General features: G+C 49.7%; 6 protein-coding genes. 1 reads left to right on the forward strand and 5 read right to left on the reverse strand.

The window, feature by feature from the left end:
* Positions 1-122: 122 nt before the first annotated feature.
* The 5 genes from Q8O92_12555 to Q8O92_12575 all read right to left on the reverse strand — a co-directional run bounded on the left by Q8O92_12555 (position 123) and on the right by Q8O92_12575 (position 3991).
* Positions 123-596: a DUF5677 domain-containing protein gene (locus Q8O92_12555; protein ID MDP2984146.1), complete on the reverse strand. Its 474-nt coding sequence runs from the start codon at positions 594-596 to the stop codon at positions 123-125.
* Between the two features lie 3 nt (positions 597-599).
* Entirely contained in the window at positions 600-1325 is a 726-nt protein-coding gene (hisA, locus tag Q8O92_12560) for a 1-(5-phosphoribosyl)-5-[(5-phosphoribosylamino)methylideneamino]imidazole-4-carboxamide isomerase (protein ID MDP2984147.1), read from the reverse strand.
* Entirely contained in the window at positions 1325-1924 is a 600-nt protein-coding gene (gene hisH / locus Q8O92_12565; GenBank protein MDP2984148.1) for an imidazole glycerol phosphate synthase subunit HisH, read from the reverse strand. The genes hisA and hisH overlap by 1 nt, the downstream gene beginning before the upstream one ends.
* The gene (proC, locus tag Q8O92_12570; GenBank protein MDP2984149.1) at positions 1921-2730 is read right to left on the reverse strand and encodes a pyrroline-5-carboxylate reductase; all 810 of its coding nucleotides are present in this window, start codon (positions 2728-2730) and stop codon (positions 1921-1923) included. The genes hisH and proC overlap by 4 nt, the downstream gene beginning before the upstream one ends.
* A 340-nt stretch (positions 2731-3070) precedes the next feature.
* Positions 3071-3991 (reverse strand): branched-chain amino acid transaminase, encoded by a 921-nt coding sequence (locus tag Q8O92_12575; GenBank protein MDP2984150.1) that lies wholly within the window; start codon positions 3989-3991, stop codon positions 3071-3073.
* A 467-nt stretch (positions 3992-4458) separates the two neighbouring features.
* On the opposite strand from Q8O92_12575, the gene Q8O92_12580 reads away from it, so the two are divergent.
* Positions 4459-5454 carry a ribonuclease HII gene (locus tag Q8O92_12580; GenBank protein MDP2984151.1) on the forward strand — a complete coding sequence of 332 codons (996 nt, stop codon included), beginning with the start codon at positions 4459-4461 and terminating at the stop codon, positions 5452-5454.
* Positions 5455-5595 lie beyond the last annotated feature (141 nt).

Genomic DNA, 5595 nt, shown 5'->3' on the forward strand with positions numbered 1-5595 from the left:
GTTGAACTTACATGTTATTATCTTTACCATGTTAAGTCCCCCTCCGGGGGATATAGGGGGCTGCCTTATAAATATGCTTAAGTATTTGTTTGAAAATAAGTTGAGATAATACTTATGTACGTTTATGAATAATTCAGGTTAATAATTCTATTACTTAATTTCCTTAACTCTTCTTCTAAATCGACATTATTAATATTATACTTTTGTTCTTTATCAAGTTTTTTTGCAATTTTCATCAAGTGTAATCTATCATGTTCGTAACTGTTTTCATATTTTTCCAAAAACGTGTCATATTTTGTGCAACAAACAAGTAAACCCAAAGAATCTATCAAACACCGTACTAATACACGAGATGCAGAAACCAAACCACGCTCAATAAGAACAATAGAAGCCTGATAAATCTCTAAGCTTTTTACAAACAACAAACAAACTGATGTTTTTTGTTTAGTATCCAGTCTCATATCTGTGAGCAACTCAAAACAGAATCGATTTATATCTCTAGCAAAGGACAAAACTTCTCGATGCTCCTGCCTTATTGTTTGCTGTTCTTTCGAAAACTCTTGCCCTAAGAAGCCATTAATTATTTTATAGCTCACAGTTCATCCTGCAACCTCAATCGCTTCTCTCAAACCAAATTTCCCCTCGTACAGCGCCTTCCCGACTATCACCGAATCGACTCCCGAGCTTTCTATCAGTTGCAGCGCGCGGATATCGTCGAGAGAGGAGACTCCCCCGGAAGCGATAACTTTGAGTCCGGTTTCGCGGGCCATGCGCCCGGTTTCCGCGATATTCGGGCCGGTTAGCATGCCGTCACGGGATATATCTGTATAGACAATCCTTTCGATGCCGAGCGCCTTCATCTCGAGACCAAGTTCCACAGCCGGGCGGCCGCCGTCAGAAGCCCATCCCCTCGTTGCAGCCATTCCGTTTTTGGCGTCTATGCCGACAAGAATCCTTTCCGGGCCGTATTTATCCAATGCCATGCTGACCAGACGGGGATTTTCCACCGCCGCTGTTCCCAGGATGACCCTCTTTATGCCCATCGTCAGGAGGGTGTCGATCCGGGCCATATCACGGATTCCCCCGCCGAGCTCCACCGGAACATGCACATGTTCGAGAATTTCCTGCACCACACTGTCATTTACCCCAAAGCCTTCGAATGCGCCGTTCAGGTCCACGATATGCAGGATTTTTCCGCCTTCTTTCTCCCACCGGAGAGCCATCTTCAAGGGAGTGTCGGAATATACCTTTGCATCCTCCATTCTGCCCTGGAGCAGGCGAACGCATTTTCCGTCTTTTATATCTACCGCGGGGATAACAATCATTACCTGATCCCAGCAAAATTACGGAGTATCCTCAGTCCCATTTCCTGGCTTTTCTCCGGATGAAACTGGACACCCCAGACCCGTCCGCGCCCCACGATCGAGGCATAATTGATATAATAGTCTGTCTCGGCGATGACATCACTATGGTCTTCCGGATCGACATAGTAGGAGTGCACGAAATAGAAATACGAATGGTCGGGAATTCCCTCCAAGAGAGGGTCTTCACGCTGAATATGCGCCTGGTTCCAGCCGATCTGGGGAACCAGTCCCCGTGTGAAGATACGCACCCTGCCGGGGAGTATATCCAGTCCCCGGTGAATCCCCTTCTCTTCACCCTCGGTGAACAGCACCTGAAGGCCGAGGCAGATTCCCAGGAAGGGTTTGCCCTCCACGATTGCCTCACTGACGGCTTCATCCATTCCGATGGCGCGGATATTCTTCATGGCGTCGCCGAATGCGCCCACTCCCGGCAGAACGATATGGGAGCTGTCGCGGAGGTCCTCCGGCCGTGCGCTGATCCGCACCTCTGAGCCGACATTCTCGAACGCTTTAAACACACTTCCGAGATTGGCCATCCCGTAATCGATTATCGTTATCATTCAATCGTCTTCCCCAATTCCCGCGCTTTCATCGTCGCCGCCTCCACAGCATCGATGAGCGACCAGCGGAACGCATTCCGTTCCAGCGCCCAGAGACCTTCGGCGGTGGTTCCTCCCGGCGAGGTGACCATATCACGGAGACTGGAGGGTTCCATTCCCTTGTCCAGGATCATTCTGGCGGTTCCATACACAGTCTGGGCGGCCAGTTTGAGCGCTATCTTACGGGGAATGCCCATCCTTACCCCTCCCTCGGTCAGGGCGTCGATCATTACCGCCGCATAGGCCGGGCCGCTGCCGGAAAGACCGGTCACCGCATCCATAAGGTCCTCGGGAATTTCAGCCACATAGCCGAGGGCGCTCATGATCCGGACTGCGCGGTGGACATGCTCCTCTGTGGCATAGGTTCCTTTCGCCACCGCGCTCGCCCCTTCTCCGATCATGCAGGGAGTGTTGGGCATGACCCGCACCACCGGATGTTCGGGTAGCACTGCCTCGATCGCTCTGGTGGTTATGCCCGCGCAAATGGAAATGACAGGCGTTTTTTTCGGAGCGCCTTTCAGATGGAGAAGCGCTTCTTCCGCTGTTGCCGGTTTTACCGCCAAAATTACCACATCAACCGTTTCTCCCATCTTCTCGATGGAGTGCGTCACCGACACTCCTTCTTTGAGGGCGATTTCCTCACGGTGGGAGTCGATATCGTAGATGAATATGTTATGGGCTTCGTAAACCTCGGCCGTTATCAGCCCTTTTATGATCGCCAACCCCATATTGCCTGCGCCGATGACGCCAATCGTTTCCGATGCCATGGAAATCTCCTTGGGTAGATTCTTTTATTCTTGATTCTGGGTTCAACATCTCTTTATGGACAGGATTTACAAGATTTACAGGATTTTTACCGGTATGTCGTTAAGCTAAGGTGATCATCCAAAAGGTTTATCCCCCCTACCCCCCTTATTAAGGGGGAAAAAGAAAATTGTTCCTATTACTGTGCATTTATTAGGATTTGACAAAACCCTCTCTTTAAATTCCCCCCTTAATAAGGGGGGATGCCAAAGGCAGGGGGGATCATTAAAGACACAGGAGCACTCAATTTCTCTTATTTACTGTATGTTTTTTTCTCTTCTCTGCGAGAAATTGTTTCTTTCTTTACAGATATAAAAGCCAGTTGTGACGGTCTTCCGCCTCGCCGGAGATTATCCCGAAAAATTCCTTCTGAAGTCTAAAGGTAATCGGTCCGCGGCTCCCCGTTCCGACCTTGACATGATCCACCGAAGCGACCGGAGTTATCTCTGCGGCTGTTCCGGTAAAAAACACTTCATCGGCGATATAGAGCATTTCACGGGCTATGGGCTGTTCAACTACCTGTATCCCTATTTCTTTTGCCAGGGTGATAACCGAGTCGCGGGTGATCCCCCGGAGTACACTCGCCCCGGATGGCGGGGTATAGATCACACTGTCGCGTACCACAAAAATATTCTCCCCGGAGCCTTCGCTCACCATGCCGTACACATCCAGTCCGATGCCCTCGTGATACCCGTCCGCCAGGGCGTCGATCTTAATGAGCTGGCTGTTCATGTAGTTCCCGCCGACCTTTGCCATGTTGGGCATAGTATTGGGCGCCAGGCGGTTCCAGGAGGAGACACATACATCCACACCCTTTTCCAGAGCGTCGGCGCCCAGGTACGCGCCCCAGCCCCAGACCGCGATGGCTGTGTCCAGGGGGCAATGCGCCGGATTGACACCCAACTCCCCGCAGCCGCGAAATATTATCGGTCGAATGTAGCATTCTTCCAGACGGTTTGCCCGGATAGTATCCAGCACCGCATTAACTAGTTCCTGAACCGAATACGGCGGTGTGGTACGGTAGATTTTCAGGGAATCATGCAGACGGCGGATATGGTCATAGAGCCGAAAACAGGCCGACCCTTTCACAGTCTTGTAGCACCGCGCCCCCTCAAAAAACGAGGAGCCATAGTGAAGTGCATGGGAGAGAACGTGGATTTTGGCGTCCTCCCAGTTGACCAGGGTGCCGTTGAACCAGATTTTTTCGGCATTGATCATTGCCATGGATATTCCTCCGGGATGAGTTATGTAAAAAGACTATTTTAAAATCCTCAACAAGCCGGATTCCAAAGAGTTACAGAGTGTCCGGCGCAAGCGTATTGCAGGCAAATTATAATTTGTTAATATAATGTATAAAAGGGAGAAATCAAAAGAATTATAAAGTATCAAGGCAACAAAGTTTTTACCATTTGTATTATCACATCGACTCTTTTCTCCTTTTCTTTTTCCTTTTCCCCACTGGCTATTATCCATATATTTTCCAAAAATAAAAAGCTTAGATACGAATTTGCCTCAATACGGTTCACTTAAGCGAAAAAAGGAAGGATCTTTAACCACGAAACACACGAAAGGTACGAAAAATGATTTTATTAAAAAAAATGAATAACAAATTTCGTGTTTTTCGTGACTTTCGTGGTTCAAATTTTTTTTAAATGAACTGTATTGGAATTTGCCTGGGATATACTTTGGGTATGATAAAGGAAAAAATGGAATCTTCACTCGCCGGTAAAAGACTCTCCCTATTGAGCGTGACGGAAATCAGAAAACTCCTGGAAGGAGTTGCTCCGGATGAAGCGCTCATTGCCAAACTGAAACACGACAGTCGGGCGGGAGTTCGGAATCTTGCCTGTTCTTTCAGCGCCAGGAAGGAACACAATGACTGTCTTGAGTTCAAGCACGCAGAAATGCTCACGTTCGAATGCGAGCTTCGCGCCGGGGGCATAAGCCTCATTGCGGGCCTGGACGAGGCCGGACGAGGCCCGCTGGCAGGGCCGGCGGCGGTCGGATGCGTGATATTTGCGGATGATGTGCATCTGCCCGGTCTGGACGACTCGAAAAAAATGACCGCACCAAACCGTGAGGAGATGTACAGTCGCATCCTCGATGCGTCCAGGGCATGGAGTGTGGTTGTGACAGATCACCGGGAAATTGACGAGTTCGGTGTCCATGTTGCGGTCTTGAGGGGAATGGGTAAAGCGGTGGAGAATCTCTCGGTGACCCCCGAGATCGCTCTGGTGGACGGCAGGTCACTCCCGCAACTCGCCTGTCCGGGGCGCAGCATTGTTCATGGAGACGCCCTTTCGCTCACCATTGCAGCGGCATCCGTGCTGGCCAAGGTGACCCGTGACCGTATCATGGTCGAGATGGATTCCCGTTATCCCGGTTATGGTTTCGCAGGACACAAGGGGTATGGCTCAAGCGAACACATCGAGGCGGTGAGAAAACTGGGGCCTTGCGATATACACCGCATTTCATTCGAAATTGTTTCGGCGGTTTCCCCTCCCGGAACGGTGCGGACCATACTGGAAAAGAGACTTTGGGACGCAACCTCCCCGGCTGTTCTGGAATGTGCGGCGAACGGCATCGCCCGTAACAGCCGGTTCATATCCGAAAATGACCTTGACTATCTCCGCTCGGTCTACCGTGAATGCAAAAACGTGAAAGACAGTAATAAAGTAACAAAGTAAAAAGATAAGGCAAAAATTATTTGGGTATGCCATTAGATAAGGTTCGTGATCGTATCTATAGATGCCGAAACAAGTTCGGCATGACACGTGTCATCCTGAACTTGTTGCCGCTTCGCGGGAACGATAAAACCTTTTCAGGAT

It is taken from the genome of Candidatus Latescibacter sp. (assembly GCA_030692375.1).
Lineage (GTDB): Bacteria > Latescibacterota > Latescibacteria > Latescibacterales > Latescibacteraceae > JAUYCD01.

Excerpts from the sequence above, each read along its gene's own strand:
- hisH (MDP2984148.1), bottom strand. The coding sequence starts at position 1,924 with ATGATAACGATAATCGATTACGGGATGGCCAATCTCGGAAGTGTGTTT.
- proC (MDP2984149.1), bottom strand. The coding sequence starts at position 2,730 with ATGGCATCGGAAACGATTGGCGTCATCGGCGCAGGCAATATGGGGTTG.
- hisA (MDP2984147.1), bottom strand. The coding sequence starts at position 1,325 with ATGATTGTTATCCCCGCGGTAGATATAAAAGACGGAAAATGCGTTCGC.
- Q8O92_12580 (MDP2984151.1), top strand. The coding sequence starts at position 4,459 with ATGATAAAGGAAAAAATGGAATCTTCACTCGCCGGTAAAAGACTCTCC.
- Q8O92_12575 (MDP2984150.1), bottom strand. The coding sequence starts at position 3,991 with ATGGCAATGATCAATGCCGAAAAAATCTGGTTCAACGGCACCCTGGTC.